The organism is Pseudoalteromonas sp. QJM3NY_22, from assembly GCF_056173065.1.
The window spans coordinates 206,295-220,077 of record NZ_CM149655.1; the positions used below are offsets into that span (position 1 = coordinate 206,295).

General features: G+C 38.4%; 13 protein-coding genes. 7 read left to right on the top strand and 6 right to left on the bottom strand.

The window, feature by feature from the left end; genetic code table 11:
• Nucleotides 1–113: 113 nt before the first annotated feature.
• The 3 genes from AC0VZ4_RS01025 (at nt 114) to AC0VZ4_RS01035 (ending at nt 3,625) form a co-directional block, all read left to right on the top strand.
• On the top strand, nt 114–740 hold the full coding sequence (locus AC0VZ4_RS01025) for a methylamine utilization protein (RefSeq protein WP_475440664.1): 627 nt from the start codon (nt 114–116) through the stop codon (nt 738–740).
• Nucleotides 730–1,962: a hypothetical protein gene (locus tag AC0VZ4_RS01030; RefSeq protein WP_475440665.1), complete on the top strand. Its 1,233-nt coding sequence runs from the start codon at nt 730–732 to the stop codon at nt 1,960–1,962. The genes AC0VZ4_RS01025 and AC0VZ4_RS01030 overlap by 11 nt, the downstream gene beginning before the upstream one ends.
• Before the next feature lie 64 nt (nt 1,963–2,026).
• Entirely contained in the window at nt 2,027–3,625 is a 1,599-nt protein-coding gene (locus AC0VZ4_RS01035; protein WP_475440666.1) for a methyl-accepting chemotaxis protein, read from the top strand.
• 74 nt (nt 3,626–3,699) lie between these two features.
• On the opposite strand, the gene speE is transcribed toward AC0VZ4_RS01035, so the two are convergent.
• Nucleotides 3,700–4,563: a polyamine aminopropyltransferase gene (gene speE, locus AC0VZ4_RS01040; protein ID WP_149594691.1), complete on the bottom strand. Its 864-nt coding sequence runs from the start codon at nt 4,561–4,563 to the stop codon at nt 3,700–3,702.
• A gap of 198 nt (nt 4,564–4,761) precedes the next feature.
• Between speE and speA the strand changes: the two genes are divergently transcribed.
• From speA to AC0VZ4_RS01060, 4 genes are all read left to right on the top strand, one after another.
• Nucleotides 4,762–6,642 carry a biosynthetic arginine decarboxylase gene (gene speA / locus AC0VZ4_RS01045; RefSeq protein WP_306724711.1) on the top strand — a complete coding sequence of 627 codons (1,881 nt, stop codon included), beginning with the start codon at nt 4,762–4,764 and terminating at the stop codon, nt 6,640–6,642.
• A 61-nt stretch (nt 6,643–6,703) separates the two neighbouring features.
• The gene (locus tag AC0VZ4_RS01050) at nt 6,704–7,582 is read left to right on the top strand and encodes an acyltransferase (RefSeq protein WP_475440667.1); all 879 of its coding nucleotides are present in this window, start codon (nt 6,704–6,706) and stop codon (nt 7,580–7,582) included.
• Nucleotides 7,583–7,607: 25 nt separating this feature from the next.
• Complete coding sequence (locus AC0VZ4_RS01055; RefSeq protein ID WP_182701648.1) at nt 7,608–8,528, top strand: acetyltransferase; 921 nt, start codon at nt 7,608–7,610, stop codon at nt 8,526–8,528.
• A complete protein-coding gene (locus AC0VZ4_RS01060; RefSeq protein WP_475440668.1) occupies nt 8,525–9,784 on the top strand; it encodes a mechanosensitive ion channel family protein in 1,260 nt (419 codons plus the stop codon). The genes AC0VZ4_RS01055 and AC0VZ4_RS01060 overlap by 4 nt, the downstream gene beginning before the upstream one ends.
• Here AC0VZ4_RS01060 and chrA read toward each other — a convergent pair.
• The 5 genes from chrA to AC0VZ4_RS01085 all read right to left on the bottom strand — a co-directional run bounded on the left by chrA (nt 9,741) and on the right by AC0VZ4_RS01085 (nt 13,776).
• Nucleotides 9,741–10,895, bottom strand: coding sequence for a chromate efflux transporter (gene chrA, locus AC0VZ4_RS01065; RefSeq protein ID WP_475441596.1), 1,155 nt, complete (start codon nt 10,893–10,895; stop codon nt 9,741–9,743). The genes AC0VZ4_RS01060 and chrA overlap by 44 nt on opposite strands.
• A gap of 203 nt (nt 10,896–11,098) precedes the next feature.
• Nucleotides 11,099–11,680 (bottom strand): hypothetical protein, encoded by a 582-nt coding sequence (locus AC0VZ4_RS01070; RefSeq protein WP_475440669.1) that lies wholly within the window; start codon nt 11,678–11,680, stop codon nt 11,099–11,101.
• 306 nt (nt 11,681–11,986) lie between these two features.
• Nucleotides 11,987–12,133, bottom strand: coding sequence for a hypothetical protein (locus tag AC0VZ4_RS01075; RefSeq protein WP_008138754.1), 147 nt, complete (start codon nt 12,131–12,133; stop codon nt 11,987–11,989).
• Between the two features lie 320 nt (nt 12,134–12,453).
• Complete coding sequence (locus AC0VZ4_RS01080; RefSeq protein ID WP_008138756.1) at nt 12,454–13,083, bottom strand: DUF6058 family natural product biosynthesis protein; 630 nt, start codon at nt 13,081–13,083, stop codon at nt 12,454–12,456.
• 192 nt (nt 13,084–13,275) lie between these two features.
• A complete protein-coding gene (locus tag AC0VZ4_RS01085; RefSeq protein WP_008138757.1) occupies nt 13,276–13,776 on the bottom strand; it encodes a hypothetical protein in 501 nt (166 codons plus the stop codon).
• Nucleotides 13,777–13,783 lie beyond the last annotated feature (7 nt).

A 13,783-nucleotide genomic window follows, 5' to 3' on the forward strand; every position in this document is an offset into this window, starting at 1 on the left:
TATTAAGGAATACGAACTTCTACATACGTATTCAATGTTATAAAAAATAGAAAGAAACAAGTAATCTAACCGGTCTATAATATAAATAAGTTGAAAATAAGAATGGTAAGCGGATGGTTAAGTATTTAATTTTTATAATATCAATGGTTTTAAGTTGGCAAGCAGCGGCAATTCAAATAACAATTAAAAATACAAAAGATGAACCAATGGCGAATGCCGTCGTGTGGCTAACTGCAAAAAACACTTCAGAAGTAATCATTGCACCGGATGCGCCTTATGCAATGAGTCAAAAAAACAGAGAGTTTACACCACGCATTTTAGTTGTACCGCAAAACGCTAAAGTGGAGTTTCCAAATGCAGATTCTATTATGCATCATGTGTATTCGTTTTCTAAGGCTAAAACATTCGAATTAAAGCTATATAAAGAACAACCTAAAGCGCCCTTGGTGTTTGAGCAAACCGGTGTTGTAGAGCTTGGGTGTAATATTCATGATTGGATGCTGGGTTATATCGTTGTGGTTGATAGCACTATTTTTGCTATTACCGATATAACAGGAAAGGTTGATTTAGCAGCACCTTTAGGAGAATACACTCTCAATGTATGGCATTCAGGATTTGGTGATATTAGTAATGTTGAATCAGAGACGGTAATTGTAAATTCGGCTCCACTTACTTATAACATTAAGCAAACTATAACCGAACAAATTGATTTTGCCACGGACGAATTCGATGATTACTAATAACTTACTAAAGCTGACACTGCTGTGTTGTATTGTATTTTTTAGTGGTGCGTTAAGTGCACAGGTAAAAGCCTTAATACAAGTTAGAGCAGTGCAAGGCGATGATACGCTTAGCTTTCAAGAGGGCGGTATTGGATTGTATCGGCATGATGCTAAAAGCGATGAGCTTATTTTATCACAAGGTATTATAGATTTTAATGTTGATTTAGCATCTAGTTGGTCGGCTCATGGTGTACTTAATATCAATCAAGACCCTGATGTGGCTTTAGGTTTAACGCAAGCTTACATAAAGTACCAACCGTTATCTAACAGTAACTATAAATGGCATGTACGTGTAGGTGGCTTTTATCCATTAATGTCTTTAGAAAACCCAGATATTGGCTGGACGTCGCCATATAATTATACAAACTCAGCAATTAATAGTTGGATTGGTGAAGAACTACGTACTGTCGGAGTTGAGGTTACTGTAAAACGACCTGCAAAGCGTTTTAATAGTGCACATGGCTTTAGTGTCATAGGAGCTACATTTAAAGGAAATGACCCTGCAGGTACATTGCTCGCATGGCGTGGTTTTGCATTACATGACAGGCAAACAACATTTAACGAAGGCGTCAGGTTTGCACCTATAGCAGCATTAAATGAATCCCAATTACGTTGGCAAGCTAACCAAGTATTACCGTTTGAAGAGGTGGATGGTCGCTTTGGTTATTATGTGGGTATGCACTGGGATTACTTAAAACAATCACAATTTCGAATTTATTATTATGATAACAATGGCGATCCGACCAAACTTAATATTAGCTCAGGACAATATGCGTGGGATACTCGGTTTACCAGCGCCGCATGGCTCTATAAGTTAAATAAAAAAACACGCCTCATTGCGCAAGTGTTAAGTGGTAAAACTGAAATGGGATATAATGCGTTAATAGACAATACATACTATAGTCATTATTTAATGATGAGTCACAAAGAAGGTAAGCACAGAGTATCGTTGCGTTATGATTATTTTAAAGTTACAGATAACGATACCACTGTATTTGACCCTAATGGCAGCCATGGTGAAGGTCTAACAGCAACATGGCGTTATCAGTTGAGTGAAAAGTTACAAGTAGGTGTTGAAGGGGCTACTCTTAAAAGTGTAGTTGAAAATAGAGCTGAAATTGGCTTTAAACAGTCTATTTCACAACAGCAAGTGATGCTTAATATGCAATGGAAACTATAAATTTAATGCATGTGTTGCCTTTTTTAAACTTAGTTATAATGTGTAATCCCGTCAGGAGTGATAAATGAATTTGCATAGTATTCGCGTTAAAGTTTCTTTTCCTATAGTGATTTTAGGAATTGCAGTATTGTCGTTAATTTTTGGCTTTACTCATTTAATTAATCTACAAAAAAATGCATTGGATATGCAATCTGAAAAATTTATTAAGGCAACTTCACTCGCATTAAATGCGGATCGTGACTTATATCAAGCTAAGCTCGCAGAGTTAAACCTTGTTTCGCATACTAATGATATTGAAAAATATAAGGCAGACCACAAAGAAAATGCTGCGCAAGTAATGCAAAGATTAAAGCAATATCTGGAACTTCTCACTGATTTTCCTGAAATAAAAAATGAATTTAGAAGTTTTGATGCTACTTTTAACGCTTGGTTTAATGCTTCTAACGATTATATGGCTGATAAGAGTGAGGCAAAACAGTTTGAATCGGAACAGACATTTGCTGATTTAAGAGCAAGGCTTAACCACGCTGGAGAGTTAGCTGAAAAAACTTCCGAACAAGAAATTAATAAATTATCCGAAAAAATAGAGTCGACTAAGTTGATGATGTTAGTTTTCGTTATAATTATTTTATTAATAGCCGTTTGGTTTAGCTACATAATACCTAAACAGTTAACGCAACAAATTAATTATGTTACAGAACGTATTAATGATATTGCATCGGGGGATGGTGATTTAACGGGGCGTATACAAGTAACATCTCAAGATGAGTTTGCAGATCTTGCTACCGGTTTTAATAGCTTTTTAGACAATTTACAGCAGCTTGTTCGCGATATTTTAGAGCAATCAAAAGAACTAAATACGTTAGGTGCAGATCTAAGTAAGGTTGCGAATCAAAATAACAGTGTAAACCAAGCTTTAGGTCAGGCTTCTGAATCTATAGTCAGTGCTGTACATGAAATGAGTGTGGCAAGTAGAGAAGTTGCAGGAGTTGCTCAACAATCTTCGAGTGAGGCTGATAACTCTTTAAATTTGGCGCAACAAGGTTTAACTGCCGTTGCTAATTCGAGCGCTCGTATTGTTTCTCTTTCACAAAATATGGATCAGGCGATGGCGCGCTCAACTGAACTACAACAAAGTTCAGATAACATAGCCAAAGTATTAGAGGTTATTCGTGCTATTGCGGAGCAAACCAATCTATTAGCATTAAACGCGGCAATTGAAGCAGCACGTGCTGGCGAATATGGCCGAGGTTTTGCTGTTGTTGCTGATGAAGTCAGAACGCTTGCAACACGTACACAGGTAAGCACTAACGATATTCAACAAATGATTGAGCACTTTGCGACAAGTGTTGAGCAATCTATAAAAGCAATTGATGAAGGAAAGCAGTTTGCTGATGATGCTGTGGGGTCATTTACTCAAACTAATGATGTACTTAATGCAATGCAAAGCTCGTCAACTAAAGTGAACGATATGGCAATGCAAACAGCGCAGGCCACAGAAGAGCAAACTACGGTCGCCGACGAAATAAGTCAAAATCTATCATCACTAAATGATCAAACTGTTGAAGGTGTTGTACTTGCACGAACAACTGAAGATGTATCTAAAAAAATGGAACAATTAACCGATGAGTTAAATCGTTTAGTGCATCGTTTTAAAGTTTAAACAGTGAGCTATTAAAACAATCAGGGGCCTATTAGGGCCCCTTTTTAATGCAATTTATATCTAAGTGAATGGGACTATTTTTTATCGAATGCGCGTTTCATGTAGTTAGGTGTAGCGAGTGCACCATGGTGAATACCGCTGTTGTAGTATTCACTTTGCTCAGCTATTTGTGCTGCGCCGTCTTCTCTGAAACCGTTAAATGCTTGTGATTTACGTGCAAGTGTTACCGACCATAAACCACTTGGGTAAATTGGTTGTGGGAATGGCAGTGTTTGTAAATCGTTAAAGCCTACGCTTAGCATTGCTTCGCGCATTTCAACTAACAATGGCATGTGCATAAGTGGCGATTCACTTTGTTGTACTAAAATACCACCTGGGCGCAGTGCATCTAAACAGCTTGTGTAAAACGCATGGTTAAATAAGCCCTCACCTGGACCCACCGGATCGGTGCCATCAACAATAACCACGTCGATAGATTCGCCAGCGGCTTCGCGCATGTATTTAATACCGTCGTCAAACATAACCGTTGCACGGGCGTCGTTGTTAGATTCACAAAGCTCTGGGAAGTATTTTAACGACATTTGCGTTACTACTTCGTCTATGTCTATTTGCGTTACAGTTTCTACGCCTGGGTGTTTTAATACTTCGCGTAAAGTACCGCAGTCGCCGCCGCCAATAATAACGACGTTTTTAGGGTTTGGGTGCGCTAAAAGTGCAGGGTGGCTGATCATCTCATGGTAAAAGAAGTTTTCGCGGGTTGTTACCATAGTACACCCGTCGATGATCATTAAATTACCAAAGTCTGTGGTTTCAAACATTTCTACCTTTTGAAAAGGAGACTGTTTTTCATCTAACTTTTTATTAATACGTAATGAAAATGCGCTGCCATCGCGGTCGCTAATTTCAGTAAACCACTTACTTTGATCTAAATTTGCCATAGTTACTATTACACTTTTTAGGTTGAGTATGAAAAAGGGGCAATTCTGCCAGTGCTTGGCGTTTTGCTCAATGACATTTTAACTGATTTAACGAATAAAGTTAGTTAGGAGTGAGTGAAAGTTCAATTTTTGTTAGCCTAGTGGATAGTGACGTATTAAAATGCGGCTTTATACCTAATTGACTAAAGAAGAGTTGCCATGACCTGGGGTTTAGAAACAGCACGCGCCACTTATAACGTTGCTCATTGGAGTGATGGTTATTTTGATATTAACGCACAAGGCGAACTGGTGGCTTACCCAGATGGCGACCAAGCAAAACCGGCCATTTCTTTAACGCAATTAACTGAGCAGTTTAAGCAACAAGGGTTAACGTTGCCGGTTTTAGTACGCTTTACCGATATTTTACAAAATCGTGTAGACACACTTACTAACGCGTTTACGCAAGCGCGAGCAAATCGTGAATATAACGGTAAATACACCTGTGTTTATCCAATTAAAGTAAATCAGCAGCGTTCTGTAGTCAGTAAACTATTAGCGCACCCAAGCGGACTTGTTGGCTTAGAAGCAGGCTCAAAGCCAGAACTTATGGCTATTTTGGGTGTAGCAAAAGAGCCAATCACAATAGTGTGTAACGGCTATAAAGACAGTGAGTTTTTACGCCTAGCGTGTATTGGTCAAGCAATGGGCCACAGCGTAAAAATTGTGGTAGAAAAGCTTTCAGAACTGACCACACTACTTGAAGAAATAGACAACCTAGGCATTGAACCGGCTATTGGTATTCGCATTCGCCTAAACTCAGTAGGCAAAGGCAAGTGGCAAAACACCGGTGGCGAAAAAGGCAAGTTTGGTTTAACGGCAGGCCAAGTATTAAGCGCTGTTGAAGTACTGAAAAAGCATAATAAGCTGCACTTAATGCAAATGGTGCATTTTCATATAGGCTCTCAAATTGCCAACATTCGTGATATTCACCGTGCTTTACGTGAATGCGCACGCCATTTTGCTGAGCTTACACAATTAAATGTACCGTTAAATACCGTTGATGTGGGCGGCGGCTTAGGCGTTGATTACGAGGGCTCTGGCTCGCGCAGTGCGTGTTCAATGAACTACACAGTAGAAGAGTACGCGCGTAATGTAGTGAATGCATTTGCAGAGGTGTGCGACCAACATAACCTTACGCATCCGGCTATTATCACCGAATCTGGGCGTGCTTTAACCGCTCACCATGCGGTATTAATTACCGATGTAATTGACGTAGAAAAAGCGCCAAATCATTTAAATCCAGAGCCACCGCTTGAAAATAGCGCATTAGTGCTTGATGAAATGTGGCAGTGTTTACAGCGTTTAAACCCGCGTATGGCACTTGAGATTTATCACGACGCGATGCACTTATTTAGCGAAGCGCACGATCAGTACGTGCATGGCTTAGTAAGCATGTTAGAGTGGGCAAAAATAGAGCAGCTTTATTTTACTATTTTACACCGTGTACGTGCATCGCTTAGTAACAATGCGCGCGCACACCGTGAAGTGCTCGACGATTTAAACGAAAAGCTTGCAGATAAACTCTTTGTTAACTTTTCATTATTTCAGTCATTGCCTGATGTATGGGGTATTCAGCAGTTGTTTCCGGTGATGCCAATCGAGAACTTAACTCAACCATTGACTCAGCGCGCGATTATTCAAGATATTACCTGTGACTCTGATGGGCAAATCCGTGAATACGTTGAAGGTGCTGGTATCGAAACTAGCTTACCCATTCCAGAATATAAACATGGCGAGCAATACCATATTGCGATGTTTATGGTGGGCGCATATCAAGAGATTTTAGGTGATTTACATAACCTATTTGGTGATACCGATTCGGTGCACGTAGAACTTAACGACGAAGGTTATGTGTTAACCAATGCCATAAAAGGTGATAGCGTTAAGGATGTATTAAAGTTTGTTGACTATGATAGCGCTATTTTAGCTGACAACTTTGCGTACCAAGTTAATAAACTTGATGTATCGACGCAGTGTAAACAAGGTTATTTAGCTGAGCTTAATGCAGGCCTTGAAGGTTATACCTATTTTGAAGATTAATTTGTAAGCAACTGAAAGCGCAGTATTAGTTGCTGCGCCATGTTTAAAGGAAGTAGAAGTAATGTCAGTTATTCGCGGTGTACTTAGTATTATTTTGTACGCAATAAACACACTCTTTTGGTTTGTGCCTATTTTTATTTGTGGGCTTATAAAGCTTATCCCTATTAAGCCACTGCAAAAATTAATGAGCTGGGTTGCTAAACAATGTGCAACTATTTGGGTCACTTTTAATAGCTTAAATCAAATGTTATTTACGCCAACAAAACTTAACGTAACTGGCCTTGAAGACCTAAAACTAAAAGATTGGTACCTAGTAATAGCAAATCACCAAAGCTGGGTCGATATTTTAGTATTACAGCGCGTGTTTAATCGTAAAATTCCATTTTTAAACTTCTTTTTAAAAAAGGAGCTTATTTATGTGCCCATTTTAGGCTTGTGTTGGTGGGCGCTTGATTTCCCGTTTATGACGCGCACGAGTAAAAGCCAATTAAAAAAGAATCCAAAGCTGCGTGGTAAAGATTTAGAAACTACGCGTAAAGCCTGCGAAAAATTCAAAGAGATGCCAGTAAGTGTGGTTAATTTTGTTGAAGGCACTCGTTTTACTACGCAAAAGCATGCGCGCCAAAATAGCCCGTTCCCACATTTATTAAAACCAAAAGCGGGCGGTATTGCTTTTGTAATGCAAGCAATGGGCGAGCAAATTACTAAAGTGGTTAACGTCACAATTCATTACCCCGATGGCATCCCTACTTTTATGGATTTTGCTGGTGGTAAGGTAAAAAATATCAACGTACACGTGGAAGTAAGGCCGGTAAGCGAAGAGCTTATTGGTGACTACACCGGTGATTCTGAATTTAGAATTCGCTTTCAAAGTGAGTTAAATCGTTTATGGGAAGACAAAGAGCAAACATTACAATCGCTTGAAAACATCCCTAAATAAAAGGTAAAAATATGAGCTTACGGTTATGCTAAAAAAATGGTTACCAAACTGGCTTAACGGCTTAATTGTAGGCTGTGTATTGTTTTCTAATGTCATACTTTTTGGCTCGCTGGTATTAATGCTGGGCCTTATTAAATTATTGCTTCCTTTATCTATTGTTAATTCTATATTGCATAGCGCTTATCGTGGTTGGTGTAACGGCAATCGTTTAGGGCTTTGGTTAGGTTGTCCGAATATTGTGGTTGATATTAGTGGCGATTTAAACTCAAAAAGCTGGTATTTACTGATTTGTAATCACGCAAGCTGGTTAGATATAACCGTACTTAGCTCATTACATGCATTGCCAGCTCCTAAGTTTTTTTTAAAAGATGAACTCAAATACGTGCCCTTTATAGGCACTGGTGCGTGGGCTATGGGTATGCCGTTTATGAAGCGGGTAAGCAAAGCACAACTTGCTAAAAACCCTAAGCTCAAAGGGCTGGATGTAGAGCGTACCAAGCATAGCTGTCGTAACTTTCGTCATCACCCAACAACTATCATTAATTTTGTAGAGGGTACACGCTACACGCCAGCTAAGCATAGCTTGCAACAAAGTCCCTTTAAACATTTGCTAAAGCCTAAAGCTGGCGGTATTGCTTTTGCGCTTGAAGTGTTAGCCGATCAATTTGATGCCATGCTCAATACAAGTTTAGTTTACAGCGGTAAAACAGATCACGTTTGCCGTAACTTGTTAAAAGGTGAATTGGATTCTATTTATGTGTCGATTGAGGTTATCCCTATTGATGAGAAAATGCAGGGCAGTTATCAAAGTGATGACGTATTTAAAGCCAATTTTCAACATTATGTGAATGAATTATGGGTTACTAAAGATCAGCAACTTGCCGATATCTATGCGCAACAAGACTTACCAGAGCCAAAAATCAGTAAGGAAATTGAAACACTATGACCAACACACACCTGCAGGAGTTAATTGCTCCTTGGTTTGAAAAAGTACCCGATGCAGATTTCCTGAGCTCAATTACAGCTACTGCGATTGGCGTATGTTCTCTATTAGTACTGTATTTATTTACGCGTCGTTTAATGTTGCCAGGCATTCAAAAAATAGTAACTAAGCTTTCTCCCGAGCGGATTGGTGCACTTTCTCCAATGTTAACCAAGCTCAACAAACGTATTGCAGGGTTGCTTTGTTGTGTTTTATTTTTAGCGACCTTCGACAGTGTTTATCCGGTTAACGAATTGGCCGCCGAAATATTAAAAACGGTGGGGCAGGCCTTATTAATTATCTACGTCGGCTTTATTATAAGCAGCATAGTGAGTATTGCTGGCGCTATTTATAACCAACTTGAATTTGCTCGTGAAGTCCCCATTCAGGGCTTAATTCAGGTTGTTAAACTGGTTACCTTTATTGTATGTGGCATTTTAATTGTGAGCATAGTGCTGGAAAAATCCCCCACTTATATTCTCTCTGGTTTTGGTGCTATTGCTGCTGTTACGTTATTAGTATTTAAAGACACCATATTAGGCTTTGTAGCGAGCATTCAAATAGCTGCAAATCGTTTAGTAACGTATGGTGATTGGATCCAAGTAGAAAATTATGGCGCCGATGGCGAAGTGATTGATTTGGGTTTAAACACAGTAAAAGTACGTAACTGGGATAATACCATCACAACTATTCCAACTTATATGTTGGTGGCGGGCTCGTTTAAAAACTGGCGCGGGATGCAAGAGTCGGGCGGTAGGCGTATTAAACGTTCACTTAATATAGATATGCACAGTATTTGTTTAGTAAGTGATGAGTTTAGAAAGCAAATTGATGCGGCTATTCCGCTACATGACTATATCCGAGTAACGACACTACCTGCGCAAGTTTCTAATTTAGGGCTGTTTCGTCGCTATGCTGAAGGCTATTTAAAACAGCACAGTAAAATTAATACGTCGCTTACGTTAATGGTACGGGAGCTGCAACCACTAAACCATGGTTTACCTATTGAGTTTTATTGCTTTAGTGAAGACAAACGCTGGATTTCGTACGAGCATTTACAAGCCGAAATAATGGATCATTTACTTGCGGTATTACCCGTGTTTGGGCTTAGAGCGTATCAAAGTGTAAGTGGACAATTAAGCCCACCTAACGAGCAACAAACAGATAAGCCAACATTTAGAGTGATGGCAAATAGTGTTGTAAAAGACCCACAGCAATAAATAAAGCTAGGAGCCACCAAATAGGTGGCTTTTTAAATCGCAGCCATGCAAATGTAATTATTACTAACGCAACCTGCCAAAAGTTATGCACAGCCGATGTCCAAATTGGCGAATACAGTGCAGCCGCTAAAAAACCGACTACCGCGGCATTAAGCGCCGCTATTGAGCTTGCAAAACGTGGCTTACTTGCCAAACTAATCCAACTCTTCTGAAACGCCAGTATAAGTAAAAAACCAGGCATAAATATAAGCAGTGTAGCTATAAGGGCACCCACTAAAGGTTGCTCAGTAGTAAGTTGTGCGCCTAAGTAAGTAGCAATAGTAAACATAGGCCCGGGCACTGCCTGCGCGCTCGCGTAAGCACTTAAAAACTGATCACCACTCAATGCTGGTACGCCAGCTTGAAGTACCGGCAGTACTACATGTCCGCCGCCAAACACCATTGCACCCGCTTGGTAAAAAGGGGTAAACAAAGCAAACTCATGCCCTAGTGGAATAAAGCTAACACCAAGTAAGAGCGCAAATAACCCCAGTGCAATCCAATTAATATTACTTTTTGTACTGCTAGCATCTTTTGCTACTGTGCCAAGTTTTAATAAAGGCCATATAGCACCTATTGTGGCAGCGGTGATTAAAATTGCTATTTGAGTTCCCATCATTGGAAATAACACCAAAGCAAGTGTACTCATTACCGCAAGTAACTTAAGCGCAGCACTTGTACAAAAGCTTTTAGCCATACTAAGTGTTGCATCAGCGACTATAACAACGGCAAATAACTTTAAGCCTGCAATAATAGCAAAGTAAACAGCATCAAACTGATGGGCACTAACCGCAAGCAGCACCATTATTAAAAACGAAGGCAGAGTAAAGCCTAAAAAAGCAGCTATACCACCAAGTACCCCAGCCCGCTCAACACCAATCGCAAAACTAACTTGGCTAGAGCCTGGCCCTGGTAATGCTTGGCTTAAGCTAATAAGTTGTGCGTAACGCGTGTTAGTTAACCAATTTAACGAGTCTACAAAGTGGCGCTTAAAATAGCCTAAATGCGCAGCTGGGCCACCAAAGCTCATGCACCCCAGTAAAAAAAACTGTCTAAAAATAGCAATTAACATTGCGCTCATATCCTTTGTAAAATTCATTAAATTGTCACAAGGGAGTATGACATTTTTATTAAAATGGCACATTAGTTAGCGTATATAACTTAAAGTGCGCTGCTTTAAATTAAATAAGTCTATTTTTATTTGTCAGACATTGCTAAAAGTGCTCTTTATGCATACACCTCTAATTCAGAGATCAAATAACGAATGCTAATACATTAAACCGCATTTACCTCAGTAAATTTTAAGCCTTTCAGGTTATACTGTTTCACCAAGTCATATAGACCGTCCTTTTGATCTGTACAAAAGGTGAAAATACCGGCTCCCTTAACTTTGAATAATCCACCCTGTTGTATAGCACCTTTACTGAGGACTAACTTTTTAAAGCGCCTTACCCTGTTAACACGGCCATTTTTAAAATTTAACTCTGTATGCTCTTCATTAATAGCTACTTGCTGACCTAAGATATTTAATGCAAACCAACTCTCACCATTCAAGCTTAATGGTAAAAATTCACAATAATCCTTTAACGTAAGCTCAAATACTTTTTGTAAAGCAATAGGTATAGCGAGCGACATAGTCCCCCATGCAGCTATATCTGGTTTGTTAGTCGGGGTTTCACCTTCAACTACCAACCAATTAACATCTACAGGACGCCAATTATCATTTTTTGGCGTACCGTCGAAAGTAAAAATATCGTTGTTTGTTAACTGCATAGATTGCTCAAACATCGTTTCTTGTAAAAGTAGATATTCACCTGCATTAACGCTAACAGCGTAGATTTTATCAAAATTTTCCATTAAATTACCTTAGTACTATGTTTGAAATTTCGTCATGTATTGGGAAGTCACCACTTTGTAGTTCGCCACCAATACCTTTAAGCAGTTCAATATGTAGAAGCTCAAAAACAAAAGGGATTAACATATTGCGCTAGGCAATGCCTACTTAGCTTTATAAGGTTTGTGTCATTAAGAGGTATTTGGAGCAATACTTATTACGGGAGATGAACCGCCCATTGCAGTTCTCGCTAATAAAAACGCATGATGAGTGGTGTGGAGGTTAGAGACCTTCGGCTACCCGATTAGTTGTTTGACCGAACCACACAGCTATTTATCTTCACCAGACTCCTTAATATCATTTAACATATCTTGATAATCATCTTCTGTTTTAGGGCCAATCACACATGAATCTTTTGGATGCTCTTTATCTAAAGCTTTCTCGGATTTTTTATGTATTTCGCTTTGCTCGCGCATAGATTCAATATTATCTTTTAATATTTACATTGCTTCTTTTTCATTCATTTAGTTAACCTCAGTTGTAATATTCAATTTGTTTTTCCTATTCTTATAGTCTGAACGCTCATAAACCTCAACAAGCTTACTGATTCACCGGATTACTAATTAAACAGAACATATCAATTAAACAGAAAACACAATTACACGGACATCTATACTAAATTTTGTTTAATGAGTGATGCTTGGGTAAAAATGTAAAAGGAGATGAACTTTTAGCTTAAAAAGCAAATTAACAGCACAATATTATTTGTACAATTAAAGTGGCTGTCTAGTTTAATTCATTTCAGTTTATATTCACGTCGAACTTCATCAATTAAACGATGCCTAGAGCTCTTAAGTCGCTCATGTGGTGCAAACATAGAGCTAGATTTATCTAATAAATTAACCGCTTTAGTTAATTGTTCAAGATCTATTTTTTCTTTATTTAGTTCTAGAGTTTCACTAATTTGCAATACAGCTAACTCTTTACCTGCTATATCTTCAGGAAGTCCAGACTTTGTACATAAGCCATAAATGCCGTTTAAAAAATGGCCCCATTCTTCTTCAATATGTAATTCAAGCTTTGAATTAACTTTTGCATTATTAGAAGCAAACCCAGCTTCTTTTAACTCTGATATTGACTTGGAATATCTTTGGGTAAAAATAGGGAAAACATCTTGAAGATTAGCGGTTACCTTAAGCATACCAATCCATGATAAATATCCTTTAGCATAATATTCAATTTCGTTTTGGTTATTAAATTCACCAAAGAATGAATCGCTAGAATAATTTAACGATAATTTATATGAACAGGTTGGCATTACTTTTTTTTCTTGAAAATAAGAAAGCTCAGCTTCACTAATTTTGGTTAAATTAAGTAATTGTTGTTTAGTATAATAGTTTTCATTTAGGTAATTGATAAGATCCATTTACGAGGATACTCCTTGAAAGCTCTAACAAGCTTGTGAATTAACGCGTTTTTATTTATAAACGAACCAATTAGAGTGGCTGTCTAGTTTATTTTCTATTCATTACGGGAGATGAACCGCCCATTGCAGTTCTCGCTAATAAAAACGCATGATGGGGCTGGAGGTTAGAGACCTTTGGCAACCCGATTAGGCTTATTGGTAGATAGTTTCTCTTTTTGAAACCAAACAAATATTATTAGCCGTGCCTTGTGGGGATAGGTAATAATTAGCACCGCCAGCATTTTTTAAAACTATAGTTTTGTCATTTAGTGTACCCACAAACTCCATATCTTTATATGTTTTTTCTCTTGCCATTAAGCAAGACTTTGCTAGTGCAAAGGTTTCAACATAGTAAGTGTCACATTTACCGTCAGAGTTAATGCTTGCAATTACTGATACATGAGAATCGCCATCTGTATATCCTTTTGAAGAAAGTGAAGAGTACATTCTGTTATCAGCAGCGTCTTTATTCCATGTAGCATGAGAACCATGTGCTTTTTTATCTATGATAAAGTTAGATATGTGTTCTATTTGAGGAATACAGCGTTTAACACCTTTCTCTTTTGCCATACTTACAACTGAATTGTCTTCCGCTAGAGCATTTGTTGCTAAAAAAGATAACCCAAGAAAAGTACCGATTAACCTAAAATTCATTATAACT

Bases quoted from the DNA above. Each gene is read 5' to 3' on its own strand.
- AC0VZ4_RS01025 (WP_475440664.1), top strand. From the start codon at position 114: ATGGTTAAGTATTTAATTTTTATAATATCAATGGTTTTAAGTTGGCAA.
- AC0VZ4_RS01030 (WP_475440665.1), top strand. From the start codon at position 730: ATGATTACTAATAACTTACTAAAGCTGACACTGCTGTGTTGTATTGTA.
- AC0VZ4_RS01035 (WP_475440666.1), top strand. From the start codon at position 2,027: ATGAATTTGCATAGTATTCGCGTTAAAGTTTCTTTTCCTATAGTGATT.
- speE (WP_149594691.1), bottom strand. From the start codon at position 4,563: ATGGCAAATTTAGATCAAAGTAAGTGGTTTACTGAAATTAGCGACCGC.
- speA (WP_306724711.1), top strand. From the start codon at position 4,762: ATGACCTGGGGTTTAGAAACAGCACGCGCCACTTATAACGTTGCTCAT.
- AC0VZ4_RS01050 (WP_475440667.1), top strand. From the start codon at position 6,704: ATGTCAGTTATTCGCGGTGTACTTAGTATTATTTTGTACGCAATAAAC.
- AC0VZ4_RS01055 (WP_182701648.1), top strand. From the start codon at position 7,608: ATGCTAAAAAAATGGTTACCAAACTGGCTTAACGGCTTAATTGTAGGC.
- AC0VZ4_RS01060 (WP_475440668.1), top strand. From the start codon at position 8,525: ATGACCAACACACACCTGCAGGAGTTAATTGCTCCTTGGTTTGAAAAA.
- chrA (WP_475441596.1), bottom strand. From the start codon at position 10,895: ATGTTAATTGCTATTTTTAGACAGTTTTTTTTACTGGGGTGCATGAGC.
- AC0VZ4_RS01070 (WP_475440669.1), bottom strand. From the start codon at position 11,680: ATGGAAAATTTTGATAAAATCTACGCTGTTAGCGTTAATGCAGGTGAA.
- AC0VZ4_RS01075 (WP_008138754.1), bottom strand. From the start codon at position 12,133: ATGCGCGAGCAAAGCGAAATACATAAAAAATCCGAGAAAGCTTTAGAT.
- AC0VZ4_RS01080 (WP_008138756.1), bottom strand. From the start codon at position 13,083: ATGGATCTTATCAATTACCTAAATGAAAACTATTATACTAAACAACAA.
- AC0VZ4_RS01085 (WP_008138757.1), bottom strand. From the start codon at position 13,776: ATGAATTTTAGGTTAATCGGTACTTTTCTTGGGTTATCTTTTTTAGCA.